Annotated in this window: 11 protein-coding genes; 9 read left to right on the top strand and 2 right to left on the bottom strand. The window is 60.1% G+C overall.

Going from position 1 to position 15,032, the window contains the following annotated elements:
- Positions 1-14: 14 nt before the first annotated feature.
- From priA to GSVR_RS17050, 6 genes are all read left to right on the top strand, one after another.
- Complete coding sequence (gene priA / locus GSVR_RS17025) at positions 15-2,255, top strand: primosomal protein N' (RefSeq protein WP_173198776.1); 2,241 nt, start codon at positions 15-17, stop codon at positions 2,253-2,255.
- Between the two features lie 245 nt (positions 2,256-2,500).
- Positions 2,501-3,235, top strand: coding sequence for an amino acid ABC transporter ATP-binding protein (locus GSVR_RS17030; RefSeq protein ID WP_173198778.1), 735 nt, complete (start codon positions 2,501-2,503; stop codon positions 3,233-3,235).
- A 152-nt stretch (positions 3,236-3,387) separates the two neighbouring features.
- Complete coding sequence (locus GSVR_RS17035; protein ID WP_173198780.1) at positions 3,388-4,209, top strand: ABC transporter substrate-binding protein; 822 nt, start codon at positions 3,388-3,390, stop codon at positions 4,207-4,209.
- Positions 4,210-4,289: 80 nt separating this feature from the next.
- On the top strand, positions 4,290-4,997 hold the full coding sequence (locus GSVR_RS17040; RefSeq protein WP_173198782.1) for an amino acid ABC transporter permease: 708 nt from the start codon (positions 4,290-4,292) through the stop codon (positions 4,995-4,997).
- Position 4,998: 1 nt separating this feature from the next.
- On the top strand, positions 4,999-5,700 hold the full coding sequence (locus GSVR_RS17045) for an amino acid ABC transporter permease (protein ID WP_173198784.1): 702 nt from the start codon (positions 4,999-5,001) through the stop codon (positions 5,698-5,700).
- 92 nt (positions 5,701-5,792) lie between these two features.
- Positions 5,793-7,295: a response regulator gene (locus tag GSVR_RS17050; RefSeq protein WP_173198786.1), complete on the top strand. Its 1,503-nt coding sequence runs from the start codon at positions 5,793-5,795 to the stop codon at positions 7,293-7,295.
- Between the two features lie 3 nt (positions 7,296-7,298).
- Here the strand turns inward: GSVR_RS17050 and GSVR_RS17055 are convergent, their stop codons facing one another.
- A complete protein-coding gene (locus GSVR_RS17055) occupies positions 7,299-8,708 on the bottom strand; it encodes a nitrogen regulation protein NR(II) (protein ID WP_173198788.1) in 1,410 nt (469 codons plus the stop codon).
- A 27-nt stretch (positions 8,709-8,735) separates the two neighbouring features.
- Positions 8,736-9,743 carry an NAD(P)-dependent alcohol dehydrogenase gene (locus GSVR_RS17060; protein ID WP_173198789.1) on the bottom strand — a complete coding sequence of 336 codons (1,008 nt, stop codon included), beginning with the start codon at positions 9,741-9,743 and terminating at the stop codon, positions 8,736-8,738.
- A gap of 213 nt (positions 9,744-9,956) precedes the next feature.
- Here GSVR_RS17060 and GSVR_RS17065 point away from each other — a divergent pair, with 213 nt between their 5' ends.
- The 3 genes from GSVR_RS17065 to hypF all read left to right on the top strand — a co-directional run bounded on the left by GSVR_RS17065 (position 9,957) and on the right by hypF (position 15,032).
- On the top strand, positions 9,957-11,834 hold the full coding sequence (locus GSVR_RS17065) for an ABC transporter ATP-binding protein (protein ID WP_173198791.1): 1,878 nt from the start codon (positions 9,957-9,959) through the stop codon (positions 11,832-11,834).
- 115 nt (positions 11,835-11,949) lie between these two features.
- Positions 11,950-12,723 (top strand): hydrogenase nickel incorporation protein HypB, encoded by a 774-nt coding sequence (gene hypB / locus GSVR_RS17070; RefSeq protein WP_173198793.1) that lies wholly within the window; start codon positions 11,950-11,952, stop codon positions 12,721-12,723.
- A complete protein-coding gene (hypF, locus tag GSVR_RS17075) occupies positions 12,693-15,032 on the top strand; it encodes a carbamoyltransferase HypF (RefSeq protein ID WP_173198795.1) in 2,340 nt (779 codons plus the stop codon). The genes hypB and hypF overlap by 31 nt, the downstream gene beginning before the upstream one ends.

Here is a 15,032-nt window from a genome sequence, read left to right on the forward strand (position 1 = left end):
ACGAGATTCGACGAGTGCCGTCCCTTGCCCAAGTGATCGAAGTCGCAGTACCCCTTCCCCTGGAGAAGACCTACCACTACCTGGTTCCGGCCGGCCTGGTGCACCGCATTGCAACCGGCAGGCGCGTTTTCGTCCCCTTTGGCGGCAGACGCCTGAGCGCCTATATCCTCGGCACCGTCGAATGCGATGAAACCGGCGGCCTGAAAGAGATCATCGACGTCATCGATGATGAGCCGCTCTGGACCGAGAACGAACTCGATTTTTTCCGCTGGATCGCCTCCTACTATCTGCATCCCCTGGGAGAGGTGCTCAAGACCGCCCTGCCGTCCGGCATCAACCTCAGCTCCCGCAAAGGATCCGCGCGCGAGCCGGAGACCATAACCGGCGGGCACACGATCCGCTTCGAAACGCTCTACCGCCCCGCTCCGTCCCCCCCCGTGCAGGATACGCTCGGCCCCAAGGCGGCCGAAGTGCTGGAACTGATCCGCCGCGAACAGGAAGTACCGGCAGCCGAATTGCGGAGCCGTTTCGGACAGTGTTCAACCCAGCTCAAACGTCTGGCGGAGCTGGGGCTGATCCAACAGGAGCAGCGCGAGATCTACCGCGATCCCTTCCGTGAGCAGGTCACCCGGCGAGACTCCCCGCGGGAACTCAACCTCCATCAGCAAGCTGCCCTGGACATTCTGAATCAGGCGGCCGACCGGCAGGCATTCGCTCCGTACCTGCTGCACGGTGTTACCGGCAGCGGCAAGACCGAGGTGTACCTGCAGGCCATCGCCCATGTCCTGGAAAAGGGGCGCACCGCCCTGGTGCTGGTTCCCGAGATTTCCCTGACCCCCCAGCTGGTGCAGCGCTTCCGGGCCCGCTTCGACAGCGGCGACATCGCCATCCTGCACAGCGGGCTTTCAGACGGCGAGCGCTTCGACGAATGGCGCCGCATCCGGCGCGGCCTGGCGCGAATCGTGATCGGCGCACGCTCCGCTGTTTTCGCACCCCTGGAGCGGATCGGGATCATCGTGGTTGACGAGGAACACGAGGCCTCCTTCAAACAGGGGGAGGGGCTGCGCTATAATGCCCGCGACCTGGCGCTGGTCAGGGGCCGAATGGAAGGGGCAACGGTCGTGCTCGGTTCTGCCACGCCGCTCATCACCAGCCTGCATGCAGCGGATCAGGGGCGCCTGGGTTTGATCAGACTGCCGGAACGGGTGCGGGGAAACCCCATGCCGATGGTTGACACGGTAGCCATGCAGGGAGTCAACGCCGCCATCTCGCCCCAGCTTCACCAGGCGCTGCAGGAAACCGTGGCCGGCGGCGGCCAGGCCATCGTCTTTCTCAACCGCCGCGGCTTCGCCACCTTCCTGGTATGCGGCGAATGCAACCAGCCCCTGGCCTGCCCCAACTGCTCGGTCACCCTCACCTACCACAAAAGCCGCGGCCGCAGCGTCTGCCATTATTGCGATTACGCCGTCCCGGCACCCGGCACCTGCCCCGCCTGCGGATGCCTGGAGCTGAAAGAACTGGGCGCCGGCACCGAACGGATCGAGCACAGCCTGCAGGACCTGCTGCCCGGAGCCAGGGTGCTGCGCATGGACAGCGACACCACCTCCGGCAAGGGCAGTCATGGCCGTCTGCTGTCCCGCATGGCTGATGGATCGGCGGATATCCTGATCGGCACCCAGATGATCACCAAGGGACATGACTTTCCCGGTGTGACTCTGGTAGGGGTGATCAATGCGGAAGCCAGCCTGAACATACCGGACTTCAGGAGTGCGGAACGCACCTTTCAGGTACTTTCCCAGGTAATCGGCCGGGCCGGCCGGGGCGATGCACCCGGACGGGTGCTGCTGCAGGCGCTCAATCCGGGCCACTACGCCATTCAATGCGCCATTGCCCACGATGGAGAAAGCTTCTATCGCCAGGAGCTGGAGTTCCGCCGGGAAGCCGGCTATCCCCCCTTTGCCTTTCTGGCCCGAATCGGCTTTTCCGGCACGGCCGAACGGGCAGTGGAGGAGCGCGCAGAAGCAGGCGCCCATGTGCTGCAGCAGCTCAGGCGCGAACTGAAACTGCGCCTGGAGGTGCTGGGCCCCGCACCTGCCCCGCTCTACCGTCTGCGGGGGCGCTACCGCCGCCAGATCCTGCTCAAGTCCCCTATCCGGGGCGACCTGCGGCGTTTGCTCGCCGCCTGGTTCACCCGCCGCACCTCCGTTGCCACTGTCCGTGAATTTGTCGATATCGATCCGGTCGATATGACCTGACCGTCTCTCCCTCCTGCACCCGCCTCGATACTGCCGGAAAAGGCGGGGGGCCGGCAGGAATACCCGAAGTTGCCCCGTCATACCCCGCTGCCCCGACCGCAGCCGCTATGCAAGCACCACCCGATTCCCCCATAGGGCCTCCATCATGCCCGAAAACCTGTTATATTTTTTTTGCTCAGCGCCATACTTCATGGTATATACACATACCTTTAATGACAGATGATCCACAGGCTGGAGAGTCTCCCATGATCACATTTTCGGGCGTGCATAAATGGTTCAAGGCTCTGCACGTCCTCAACGACATCAACCTGCATGTGGTGCCGGGCGAGGTGCTGGTGGTCTGCGGCCCCTCCGGCTCGGGCAAATCGACCCTGATACGCACCATCAACCAGTTGGAACCGATCGATCACGGCACGCTGATCGTGGACGGCATGGACCTTTCCGACAAAAAGACCGACATCAACAGGCTACGGGCCGAAATCGGTTTCGTCTTCCAGCAGTTCAACCTCTATCCCCACCTTTCAGTGATCGGCAACATCACCCTGGCACCGATCAAAATCCGCAAAACACCCCGCAAAGAGGCGGAGGAGCAGGCCATGCAACTCCTGGCCCGGGTGGGTTTGAGTGAAAAACGGGATGTCTACCCGGCCCAGCTCTCCGGAGGCCAGCAACAGAGGGTGGCAATAGCCCGCGCCCTGGCCATGAAACCGAAGATCATGCTGTTCGACGAACCGACCTCAGCCCTGGATCCCGAAATGATCGGGGAGGTTCTGAGCGTCATGCAGGATCTGGCAAAGTCCGGCATGACCATGGTGACCGTCACCCACGAGATGGGCTTTGCCCGTGAAGTGGCCGACCGGGTGGTGTTCATGGATGCCGGCACCATCCTGGAAGAGGCACCGCCCGAGGAATTCTTCCTCAATCCGCAGCACGACCGTGCCAAACAGTTCCTGAAACAACTGCTGTCCCCCATGCATTGAGCGGAGGAGGCGCAGCTTTTCCGGGATGCCGTCGCTGTCCCCGGAATTCCTTATGCGACGCCGCCTGGCTGCGCTCCATCGTGTAGGCGACGCAGCTTCACGAAAAACCACGCTCCATTGTTCTGCACAACCCATCAAAAAGGAGGATGTACATGAAGAAACTGGTAACGATGTTCATGCTGGCCGCCTTGGCTGCGGTCTCCACCAAGGCCCTGGCTGCCGCCCCGGCCGACACCCTGGCAGAAATCAAGAAAAAGAAGGTCCTGGTAGCCGGCGTCAAGGATTCGCTGCCCCCCTTCGGCTACATTGACGAAAAGACCCGTACCATCGTCGGCTACGACATCGATTTCGTCAACGCCATTGCGGCCCGGTTGGGCGCCAGGGTCGAGTTGAAGCCGGTCACCTCCGCCAGCCGCATGCCGCAACTGCAGGAGGGCAATATCGACATCATCGCCGCCACCATGACCAAGAACCCCGAGCGGGCCAAACAGATCGACTTCAGCCACACCTACTTCTTCACCGGCCAGAAGTTCATCACCAAGAAGGGCACCGTCAAGAGCCTGAAGGACCTGGAAGGCAAGAAGATCGGTACCGCCAAGGGTTCCACCTCGGAGCAGAACGTGAAGAAGGCCATCCCCAGCGCTACCGTGCTCTCCTTCGACGACTATCCCCAGGCCTTCCTGGCCCTGCAGCAGGGTAAAGTACAGGCCGTGACCACCGACGAGGCCATCCTGGCCGGCATCCTGTCCAAGGCCCCCAACAAGGAGCAGTTCGAGATCCCCAGCCTTCAGATCTCCGATGAGCCCTACGGCCTCGGCATGCGCAAAGGCGACAAGAACTTCGTCGATTTCGTGAATAAGACCATCCTGGAGATGGAGAAATCCGGCGAAGCCAAGAAGATCTTCGAGAAGTGGTTCGGGCCGGGCACTCCGTTCCATCTGCAGCGGACCTTCAAGATCACGGCTGACAAGTAGGAAAACAGGGTGAGGTTAAGGTTGAGATTAAGGTAGCAATCCTTTTCTCAACCTTAACCTTGACCTGTAAAGGGTTTCGTGTGCTTAACTACCACTTCGACTGGTCCGTAGTACTCTCCGGGCAATATCACGAATGGCTCGTCTCGGGGCTGAAGGTCACCCTGCAGCTTTCGGCGGCCGGCATCGTCCTCTCCTTCATTCTCGGGCTGATCGTTGCGGTCATGCGCATGAGCCACTTTGCCCCGCTGCGCTGGCTGGCCTGCGCTTTTCTGGAATTCACCCGCAATACGCCGCTGCTGGTGCAGATTTTCTTCTGGTATTTCGGCTCGTACAAGCTGCTGCCGATGGCGGTCAACGAATGGCTCAACAGCTGGAATTTCGAGTTCGCCGCCGGCCTGATCGCACTGACCATCTATACCTCGGCCTTTATTGCCGAAGATATCCGCTCCGGCGTGCTGTCGATACCCAAGGAACAGATGGAAGCGGCACGCAGCGCAGGCTTCTCCTACCTGCGCTCGATGCAGTACATCATTCTTCCCCAGGCGGTGCGCCTGACCGTCCCCCCCCTGATCAACCAGTTCCTCAACCTGGCTAAAAACTCATCCCTGGCCATGACGATCGGCGTGATGGAATTGACATACCAGGCCCGCCAGGTGGAAAGCTACACATTCAAAGGCTTCGAGGCCTTTACTGCCGCTACCGTGGTCTACCTGGCCCTTTCGACCGTCATCACCTTCCTGGTGGATCAGTACAACGAGCGGGTCCTCAAGATCCACAAGGCTGCCTGATATGAGCATTTTTTCCGATTTCAAGGTCATTGCCGACAACTTCACCTACTTCATGATCGGCCGCTACCCGGACGGTCCCCTGGGAGGAGTGGGACTGACCATCTACCTGGCAGTGGCTTCGTGCGTCCTGTCGTTCTTCGGCGGCCTGATCCTGGGGCTGGTGAGCGTTTCGCGCCGCGCATGGATCAGCCGGCCGGCAATGCTGGTGATCAATACCATCCGCGGGGTGCCGCTGCTGATGGTCATCTTCTGGATGTACTTCCTGCTGCCGGCATTATTCGGCAAAGGTTTTTCCGAAACCCGCACCGTCATCCTGGGTTTGACCTTCTTCACCTCTGCCTATATGTCGCAGATCGTGCGTGCCGGCATCGAGGGCATTCCCAAGGGGCAGATGGAAGCCGCCCTCTCCACCGGGCTCAAGCACTGGCAGGCCATGGCCTTCATCATTCTGCCCCAGGGGCTTCGCAACATGATTCCGTCGTTCGTCAACCAGTTCGTGTCGCTTATCAAGGACACCTCGCTGGCCTTCATCGTGGGCGTCTCGGAACTGACCCACGTCGGAACCCAGATCAACAACCGCACCATGGCCTACCCTACCGAGATTTTCTTCTTTATCGCCGCTGTCTACTTCATCCTCTGCTACGCCTTTACCTCCCTTTCCCGCTGGCTGGAGCGGCGCCTGTCCTGGCGCAAGGCAATCTGACATTTCTCCCGATACCAGTTGCGCCTCCCCGAACACGTGGTACAATAAATTATTTGACCGTATGGCCGTCAAAACCGGAGCAAGGAGATGCCATGCAAGACCCTCTGGCGCCGAAAGACTTTACCGTGCTGCTGGTGGAGGATGAGGCAACAACACGAGAGCAACTGGCCCGCATGATCGCCACCCGGGGCTATCGGCTCATCATTGCTGAAAACGGACAGCAGGGGCTGGATATCTTCCGCAACAATCCGGTCGATCTCGTCCTGTCCGACGTGATGATGCCCTTCATGAACGGCTTGAGCATGGCCCGGGAAATACGGAGGGAAGCGCCAACCGCCCAGATCATTATCCTGACTGCCTTCAATGACACGGAACATCTGCTGGATGCCATCGAGATCGGAATCAACCAGTTCCTCTTCAAACCGCTGCAGACGGAGAAACTTTTCGCCGTGCTCGAACGTTGCTGTGAAACGGTTCAGATGCATCGGCTGCTGGACAGGCAACACGAGCAGATACGTATGCTTTCCAACGCACTGGAACAGAGTCCGAGCATTTCGATCATAACCGGAACGGACGGCACCATTGAATACGTAAACCGCAAGTTCTGCGAGATAACCGGTTATGCCGCCGAAGAGGTCATCGGCTGCACCCCGCGGATCATCCAGTCGGGCCAGACTGCGGACACGACATACGAAATGCTGTGGGATTCGATCCTGAATGGGGAGGAATGGCGCGGTACCCTGCGGAATCGCAGGAAAAACGGGGAGTTTTACTGGGAGAACTGCAGCATTTCACCGCTCTTTACACCAGACGGAACCATTGCAAAGTTCATCAAGACTGCGGAAGACATTACCGAACGCCGCAAGTTGGAAAGCGCGGCACAACGGACCAGACACCTGGAGGCGCTCAGCATTCTGGCTGGAGGCATGGCCCACGACTTCAACAACCTGCTCCAGGTCATCCTGGGCAGTATTGCTCTGGCCAAATCAAGAACCGAGCAGGGGAGCGGCCTTCATGACCTGCTCGATATGGCGGAGCGGAGTTCCGGCGAGGCGCGGACACTCAGCCGGCGGCTTCTGGAGCTGGTCAGGGAAAGTGAACCGGTCTCTTACCCGGTTGCGGTAGCCCCCCTGATCCTGTCGGGCATAGAGTCAGTGCTCAACGGTACGGGTATTACCTGCGAGCTGGATCTGCCGGCGAATCTTCCCATGGTGAACGGGGATGAACACCAACTGCGGCAGGTGATATGCCAATTGGTCCGAAATGCGATGGAAGCCATGCCGGGCGGCGGGACGATCCGCATTGCAGCGCACAGGCAGGTTCTCGAACAGTTCGGTCATCCGCCGATGAAAGCCGGCAACTACATCCATATCATCTTCAGCGACACCGGCACAGGCATCGCGCCGGACAAGCTGGAACGGATCTTCGAACCGTATTTCAGCACCAAGGAAATGGGTAGCCGCAAAGGGCAGGGACTGGGCCTGGCCATCTGCCACTCGGTCATCGACAAGCACGGAGGCAGCATAACGGCTGAGTCGGAGAAAGGGCACGGCGCCACGTTCCACATCTGGCTGCCGATTGTCGCAGCACAGTGACTGTCAAAGCGGGGATCGCCACCTCCGGGCCTGCTCCGGCTCTTCCCGCTCCTCCCCTTCCGCTTCCCTCCCCTGCTCCACCAACGGCAGATATATCTGAAAGGTGCTGCCCCTGCCGGTTTCGCTCTCCACGGCAATCCAGCCATTGTGTTGTTTGATGATGCCATACGCCATCGACAGCCCCAGGCCGGTACCCTTGCCCACCTCCTTGGTGGTGAAAAAGGGCTCGAAGATACGCTTGCGATCCTTCAAGGCGATACCTTCACCCGTATCGGTTATCTCCAGCCGGGCATACTTCCCCGAAACCACGTTACCATCTTCCAGCGCCTGTCCGTTCAACTGAACGATGCTGGTCCGGATCGTCAGAACTCCGCCATGAGGCATGGCATCGCGGGCATTTCCCACCATGTTCATCACCACCTGCTCGACCTGGCCGCGATCGGCCATTACGCTCACGCCGGCCCCGGACAACTCGGTGGCAAGCACCACATCCTCTCCGATGATCCTTTCCAGAAAAGCCTGCAGGGTGATTACAATCTGGTTGAGATCGATACTGCGTGTGACGATCTGCTGCTTGCGGCTGAAAGCCAGCAGGCTGCTGGTCAGATTGGCCGCCCGCCGGGACGCCCCCTCGATCTGATCGATCAGCTGTTTTGAGCGCTCCGCATCTCCGGCTCGCACCCTCAGAAGCGAAACGCAACTCAGGATGACCGTCAGAATATTGTTGAAGTCATGGGCCACACCGCCGGCCAGCGTGCCGATCGACTCCATCTTCTGCGCCTGGAGCAGGTGTTCCTCCAGGCGGCGATGGTCCGTCACATCGATGCCGAGGCCGGCAATTCCGGTTACCGATCCGGCACCATCTCTCAGCACGGTATTGTTCCAGACAATCAGCCGCTCTGTGCCTGTTCGCGTGAGGATGGCGTTTTCATAGTGAGTCACGATTTCGCCGGCCGCAAGCCCCTGATTGAAGGTGGTCCGGAGATCGTTTCGGATCGGCTCGGGAACAAAGGTGTCGAACCAGTTACTGCCCATGATCTCCTCACGGGACCAGCCGCTCAACTGCAGCAGAAAATCGTTGCAAAACACGATCTGTCCCTGCCTGTCCAGCATCACCGCAATCATGCGCACCTGTTCCATCAACTCCCTGAAGCGCCGCTCGGATTCCTGGAATTTTGAGTTGAAGTCCCGCAGCTGTTTCACGGTGCGCCGGATCAGGAAAAATAGCAGGGTCGAAGTGACCAGGACAAACACCCAGCCTTTTACCATGCCGATCCGTGCCATGGTCCTGGGATCATCGACCAGCAGATCAAGCAGGGAGTCGGAGAAAAATATCCATACGCCGCTGACTATGGCATAGATCGCAACGATCCTGGTCGGGATTGAATATGCGTCAGGTCTGCCTGATTCCATGTTCTGGCTGCTCCTCGGTTTCCTTGATTACGGTATGGAAATGACCACTTTGCCCATATGGCTGCCGCTCTGCAGATGTCGCAGAGCATCCCTGGCCTCATCGAAGGGGAAGACCCGATCGATAACCGGATGGAGACGGTGCAACACAATCGAACGGTTCATGGCTTGAAACATTTCACGCGAACCGACGTAAATGCCGGCGATCAGGATGCCCTTCATAACTGCCGGCAACGGATTGACCTCCCCCTGTTGACCAGCCAGCACACCGATCAGGCTGATATGCCCCCCAATGCGGGTGGCCCGGATGGACCGGGCCAGAGTCCCGGCCCCTCCAACCTCAACCACGATGTCGACCCCTTCGCCTGCGGTCAGAGCCGTTACCTGTTTCTCCCAATCCGGATCATGGTAATTGATTACGTCACTGGCACCCAGCGCCTTCAATCGCTCTGCCTTGGCATCGCTGCCGCTGGTGGCGATTACCCGGGCCCCGGCCGACCTGGCGAACTGCAGAGCAAAGCAGGAGACCCCTCCACTGCCCATTACCAGTACCGTATTGCCGCAGGTTAAATTTCCGCTGTAGAGGCAATTCCAGGCGGTCAACGCCGCGCAGGGGAGCGTCGCCCCCTCTTCGAACGAGAGATGGGTCGGCAATTCGACCAGCCCCTCTTCCTCGAACAGGGCATACTCGGCCAGCACACCGTCCCGGGCACCTCCCAGCGCAGAGGCGGGTGCTTCCCTTGTAATACCGCCCGCCAGCCAGTTCTGGAAAAAGGTAGGGATCACGCGGTCGCCACGTTTCCAGCGAGTCACCCCCTCCCCTACGCCGACTATTTCGCCGGCGCCGTCAGAGAAAGGGATCAGGGGCTGCGGGATATTTCTGGAGTACGCGCCGGTCACCATCAGCACATCACGGTAGTTGAGCGAGGCTGCCCGCACGCGCACCAGCACCTGCCGGCAGCCCGGACGGGGAATGTCCGCTTCTTCCTGCACCAGCCCATCGATGGAAAAGACACCGTTTATGACGTAGCGTTTCATGATGAACCTCCGTCCCCGTTTTGAATTTTAATTATACACAATACACACTGTTAAAACAGAAAGAATCGCAAGAACTATGCGTTCCGCGGGAGCGACCATGTCCCCGTGCCGTGCTTTTGCGCCGAAAACGAAAGAATCACCTGACGCTGTTTCACTTCCACTCTGGTTCTGGTATTCTTGATCGTTACAGTAATGGCCTCACCGGGAGCGAACATGCAGCATGGTGGCAGCATCTACGCAGAAGAAATCATGGGAAAAGCCTATGACAGGCGCATCCTGGCCCGTTTCTCACAGTACCTTAAGCCCTATCGCCTCCCGATCGCCGTCGTGGTCCTGATCCTGCCGCTGGTTGCGGCCTGCCGGCTGGCGCAGCCGTGGCTTATCAAGCAGGCCATCGACAACCATATCACCACCGGCAGGCTCCAGGGGCTGGAAACGATTGCCGCCCTTTTCACGGTAATGCTTCTGGCCGAATCCCTGCTATCCTATCTGGAGATCTACCTGCTGCAGTCGGTCGGACAGCGTGTCATGGCCGACATGCGGGGCACCCTGTACCGATACGTCATGGGGCTGCCCGCCTCATGGTTCGACCATACCCCGGTCGGCAGCGTCGTTACCCGCCTTACCAGCGATGTAGAGGTTCTGGGCGAGATGTTCGCCGCGGGGATCATCATGATTATCGGGGACATCCTGCTGCTGATCGGGATCGTCTCGGTCATGTTGTACATGAACCTGAAACTGTCGCTGGTCACCTTCTCGGTCCTGCCCCTGCTCTTTTACATCGCCTGGGCCTTCCGCCGCAAGATGCGCCAGTCATTCCGCGAGGTGCGGGCCCGCCTGGGGCAACTCAATGCATATCTGGCAGAGAGTATTGGCGGCATGTCGATCATCCAGAGCTTCAACCGGCAACGTTCCGAGGAGCGGAAGTTCAGCGACCTGAACGCCTCCTACCGGGATGCGAACATGCCGGTGATCTTCTGGGATGCCTCGCTCTATGCCCTGGTAGAAGCCATCTCGTCGGTGGCGGTGGCGCTGATCATCTGGTACGGGGGTGGGGAAATCACCCGCGGTCTGCTGACCTTCGGGGTGCTGGTGGCCTTTGTACAGTATATCGAAAAGTTCTTTGGACCGATCCGCGATCTGTCCGCCAAATACTCGGTCATGCAGGGCGCCATGGCCGCTCTGGAGCGCATCTTCGCGCTGCTGGACGTGAAAACCGGGGACCAGGGACCATGGACCGGGGACCGGGAAACCGAAGGTGCGGACATGGTAGCTGGCGGTCAGGGTCCGGATGCCAAAGAAGCGGAGATGGAGCATCTCTCAGCGTTGCCCTTCCGGTCCCCGGTCCCTGGTACCTGGTCCCCGCCTCTGATCGAGTTCAGGGATGTCTCCTTTGCCTACCGCGGCAGCGAAAAAGCGCTGGAGCATTTCAGCCTGTCGGTCCGGCGGGGCGAACGGGTGGCCCTGGTCGGCGAAAGCGGTGGTGGCAAGACCACCATCACACGGCTGTTGACCCGTCTATACGAGATCGACGGGGGAAGCATCCTCATCGATGGCAGTGATGCGCGTAACATGCCGGCATCCGACCTGCGCCGACGCATAGGCATCGTGCTGCAGGATCCCTGCCTTTTCGCCGGCAGCGTTGCCTTCAACATCTGTCTTGGCGATCCCCGGGCCAGTTCCCGGGTGAAGTTCGCAGCCGATGCAGTAGGGGCCGGCAATTTCATCGAACGGCTGCCGGCCGGCTATGACGAACAGATCAGGGAGCGTGGCAGCAATTTATCGGTCGGAGAGAAACAGCTGATCTCATTTGCCAGGGCAGTGGCATTCGACCCCGAGATACTGGTACTGGACGAGGCCACCGCCAGCATCGACACCGCCTCGGAGCAGATGATCAGGAGCGGCCTGGCCGGATTGATGCAAGGACGCACCTCGCTGATCATCGCACACCGGCTCTCTACGATCCGGGACGCCGATCGGATCGTGGTCGTGAAAAACGGCCGCAAGCAGGAGGAAGGCACCCACCAGGAGCTGATGCAGAAAAAAGGGATCTACTACCGGCTCCACCAATTCCAGTTCAACGGCATCTGAGCCCTGGCCTGCGTTCCCGGACTCCTGCCTGCTTGCATAACTATCGTCAACCTGCTAGTTTAACGGCCATCCACGCTGTGATGCCGGAAGCATCCAGTATTCCAAAGGAGGACGCATGTGTACCACCTGCGGTTGCAGCCCCCATCACCATCATGACCATGATCATGGACATACCCATGACCATTCCCATACCCATGACGGCCATGGCCGGCATGAGCATCCCGCGCCGGCCCAGCGGACGACCATTGCCATAGAAGAGGACATCCTGGCGAAGAACAACCGTCTGGCCGCTTTCAACCGCGCCCTCTTCAGGGAGAAAGGGATCTTTGTCCTCAACCTGGTAAGCTCCCCCGGTTCCGGTAAAACGTCCCTGCTGGAACGGACGCTGCGCGATCTTTCCGGGACCCGCCGTTTCGCCGTCATCGAGGGCGACCAGCAGACCGACAACGATGCGCAGCGCATCGCCGCCACCGGTGTACCGGTCCGGCAGATCAATACCGGCGCTGGCTGTCATCTGGATGCCCACATGATCATGCATGCCACCGAAGAATTCGATCTCGACAACCTGGACCTGCTGATGGTCGAAAATGTCGGCAATTTGGTCTGTCCGGCCGCCTTTGACCTGGGAGAGCACCACAAGGTAGTGGTCCTGAGCGTTACCGAGGGAGAGGACAAGCCCCTCAAGTATCCCCAGATGTTTCACAATTCCACGGTCCTGCTGCTCAACAAGACCGACCTGCTGCCGCACCTGGACTTCGATCTGGAAGCCTGCCGGGAATTCGCCCGCCGCGTCAGCCCCGGCATCACGATCTTCGAAGTCTCGGCCAGAACCGGCGAAGGCATGGAACAGTGGTACAATTGGCTGGCCGCCCAGACAGCGGCGTTGTAACGCGCCGGCGGTTCGCCATCGGCGGCATCGTTCAGGGGGTCGGTTTTCGCCCTTTTGTCTATCGTCTTGCCCGCGATCTGTCCCTGACCGGCTGGGTGCGCAACACCACGGCGGGGGTGGAGTTGGAGGTACAGGGCAAAGATGCCGCGCTGGCCGCATTTGAACGGTCACTGCGGGAGGAGACGCCCCCCCTGGCGGTAATCGCTTCCCTGGCTGCCGAAGAGGTGGCTCCCTGCGAAGAAACCGGCTTCAGGATCCTGGGCAGCGCAGGGGGGGCCAGCACAATTCAGGTGGCGCCCGATTCGAACCTGTGCAGCGACTGCCTGAGGGAGCTGTTCGATCCGGCAGACCGGCGCTACCGCTATCCCTTCATCACCTGCACCAATTGCGGCCCGCGCTACAGCATCATCACCGGTATTCCCTACGACCGGCCCAAGACCACCATGGCCGGCTTTCCGATGTGTCCCGCCTGCCTGGAGGAATACCACGACCCGGACAATCGCCGTTTCCATGCCCAACCGGTGGCCTGCCCGGCCTGCGGACCACAGGTGCGTCTTCAGGGTTCCCCCCATGCTTCCGCTTCGCAGCCGGGGCAATCCGGAAGGGGTGAAAACGCCGTCGGCAGTGCCGTGGAGCTGCTTGAGAACGGCCTGATACTGGCGATCAAGGGTATCGGCGGCTACCATCTGGCAGTGAATGCCTGCGACCATTCGGCGGTACAGCGCCTGCGGGAACGGAAAAAACGGGACGAAAAACCGTTCGCCGTCATGGCGGCCGATCTTGCTGCGGCCCAGCGGCTGGCTTTGCTGAACGAGACGGAGAGACGGTTGCTGACTGCGCCGGAGAGCCCGATCGTCATCGCCCGCAAAACCCGCGACTGTCCGGTTTCACCGCTGGTAGCACCGAACAACGGCTGGCTGGGGCTGATGCTCCCCTATACCCCCCTGCACCACCTGCTGATGCGGGGAAACTTCGAAGCGCTGGTGATGACCAGTGCCAACGTGTCAGACGAGCCGATTGCCTTCGAAGACGATGATGCCCTTGAACGCCTGGGAGGCATTGCCGACTGCTTTCTCGTCCACGACCGCCCCATCCACATACGCAGTGACGACTCCGTCATCCGCGTTTTTCAAGGCAGCCCGCTTTTCTACCGCCGCGCCCGGGGCTATGCACCGCGAACCGTACGACTCCCTTTCGAGACGCCGCCGCTCCTGGGAGTAGGCGCGGAGCTGAAAAATGCCATCTGCCTGTCCAACGGACGCGAGGCATTTCTGAGCCAGCATATCGGTGATCTGCAGAACAGCTCCACCTATGACTCGTTTCGCCGAATCATCGGCCACCTGGCGGGTCTGCTCGAAATCACACCCCGAGCAATAGCCTGCGACCAACATCCGGACTATCTCTCGTCCCTGTACGCAACGGAATCGGGACTGCCCGTGACCGCAGTGCAGCATCACCACGCCCATATGGCAGCCTGCATGGCAGAAAACGGCCTGAAGGGGGAGGCGATCGGAGTCGTCTTCGACGGCACCGGCTACGGCAGCGACGGCACCATCTGGGGTGGGGAATTTCTGGTGGGGGGATATGACGGTTTCCGTCGGGCCGGGCATTTCCGCACGGTTCCCCTGCCCGGAGGCGATGCTGCAGTACGCGAACCGTGGCGTATGGCAGCAGCCTATCTGCACCAGATCATGGGTACGGATGCATTTGCCCTCGATCTTCCAGCCATTGCCCGTCAGGGAGAGTTGGAGAAGGAAATGCTGGCAGCCATGCTGGAAAAAGGCATCAACAGTCCTCCCAGCTCCAGTTGCGGGCGACTGTTCGATGCAGTGGCAGCGTTGCTGGGCCTGAGGCATACCGTGTCCTATGACGGCCAGGCGGCCATCGAGTTGGAGGCGCTGGCCGAAGCGGCCGAAGATGACGGAGTCTACCCCTACAGGATTGGAGAGGCACCATCCGGCAGTTCCGCAGGAGCCGTCATCGCTTCAGGGATCGAACTGGATTTCAGCCCCATGTTCCTCAAAATCCTGTCCGATCTCGCCGACACGGTCCCCGCTGCAGTCATCGCCCGCCGCTTTCACGGGACGGTTGCCCACGCGGGTACCGAAACATGCCTCCGTATCGCGGCCAGCACCGGCCTGGAACGTATCGTACTTTCGGGTGGCGTTTTTCAGAATCGTATTTTGAGCGACTTGATGTATAGTGGCTTGGTTGCACGAGGTATGCAGGTATACACCCATCGCCTGGTCCCCCCCAATGATGGCGGCATCGCCCTGGGGCAGGTCGCGATAGCAGGAAGGAGAAATTGA

Source organism: Geobacter sp. SVR, from assembly GCF_016865365.1.
Classification (GTDB): Bacteria; Desulfobacterota; Desulfuromonadia; order Geobacterales; family Pseudopelobacteraceae; genus Pelotalea.

Coding starts and splice junctions, on each gene's coding strand:
- GSVR_RS17055 (WP_173198788.1), bottom strand. CDS start 8,708: ATGGAATCAGGCAGACCTGACGCATATTCAATCCCGACCAGGATCGTT.
- GSVR_RS17030 (WP_173198778.1), top strand. CDS start 2,501: ATGATCACATTTTCGGGCGTGCATAAATGGTTCAAGGCTCTGCACGTC.
- GSVR_RS17035 (WP_173198780.1), top strand. CDS start 3,388: ATGAAGAAACTGGTAACGATGTTCATGCTGGCCGCCTTGGCTGCGGTC.
- GSVR_RS17065 (WP_173198791.1), top strand. CDS start 9,957: ATGCAGCATGGTGGCAGCATCTACGCAGAAGAAATCATGGGAAAAGCC.
- GSVR_RS17050 (WP_173198786.1), top strand. CDS start 5,793: ATGCAAGACCCTCTGGCGCCGAAAGACTTTACCGTGCTGCTGGTGGAG.
- hypB (WP_173198793.1), top strand. CDS start 11,950: ATGTGTACCACCTGCGGTTGCAGCCCCCATCACCATCATGACCATGAT.
- GSVR_RS17045 (WP_173198784.1), top strand. CDS start 4,999: ATGAGCATTTTTTCCGATTTCAAGGTCATTGCCGACAACTTCACCTAC.
- GSVR_RS17060 (WP_173198789.1), bottom strand. CDS start 9,743: ATGAAACGCTACGTCATAAACGGTGTCTTTTCCATCGATGGGCTGGTG.